Annotated in this window: 1 protein-coding gene; it reads right to left on the reverse strand. The window is 53.8% G+C overall.

Going from position 1 to position 1,000, the window contains the following annotated elements; translation table 11 throughout:
* Positions 1 to 1,000 (reverse strand): DDE-type integrase/transposase/recombinase (locus PSHG_RS25985; protein ID WP_010267324.1); only part of this gene is annotated, 1,000 nt, incomplete at both ends.

Genomic DNA, 1,000 nt, shown 5'->3' on the forward strand with positions numbered 1-1,000 from the left:
TACAGCCAATGAACGGCAGTCCGACCTCATACTTGCGGTCCATGAAGCTGATGCACCCTGACTTGTCCACCTTACGTGTTTCGTAGTGCAGGAAGGCATTGGCGAGAACATCCGGATCTACGAAGCGAATCGTCTTTTTGTCACCGCGAAAGGCTGATTCTGGACTCATGTTACCCAGTGCGCTGTGCGGCTTGGCTTGATGGCATTCCGCGAGCCAGACCTGGAAGTGGTCGTTAAGCTGCTCCAGTGACTTCGGCTTCTCTAGTGCTGCTTCCGCCAGAAATCCATCCACGACGCGATTAAAGCGTTCTACTTTCCCAGTGGACTCTGGCGAGTAGGGTTTTGCAAAAAGCAAGCGAATACCGAGTTTGGAACAAATACGCGTCATCTGCTTGGTCTTGTACTGTTTCCCGTTGTCGAAGTACACCGACTCTGGAACCCCGTACTTCTGAATGGCTTTGCGGAAACAGTCCTCGATGATGCTTTTGTCCATGATGGGGTAGAACTCGCCATGCAGAACAAACCGTGTAGCGTCATCGATGAATGTGACGAGAAAGACCTGTTTCTTGGTGCCTCCTGGTCCAATGGGCAAATACGGCCCAAACTTAATGTCCGAATGCCACAGTTGATTGCGATGACGACGCTGGAACCGCCTTGCCGCAACGCCAGATTCTGCGTATAGCCGCATGTGGCGCGTACTGTAGCCGCGGGCAGCCAGCCGATCTTGAAGTGTACTGCGCTTGAGCTCACCAGGCTGGACATGACCTTCCCATTCCAGAATCTGAATAATCTGTGCGACACTCCGGCTGGGCACTTCACGCCTGAGCAGAATGGCCTGCTCCAGAATGTGAGGCGGAATGACCTCCGTCTCGTGGCGTCCCTTACCTTTAGGGCGAAGTCCGCCAAAGCCTTCTTTGCGATACTTGGCTACATAGCGGCGGAGTGTTCGCTCTGAGAGTCCCGTCTGCTCGCAAATTTGCGACCGAATCTCTCGCGCCTT

This window comes from Paenibacillus senegalensis JC66, assembly GCF_000285515.1.
Taxonomy (GTDB): Bacteria; Bacillota; Bacilli; order Paenibacillales; family NBRC-103111; genus Paenibacillus_L; species Paenibacillus_L senegalensis.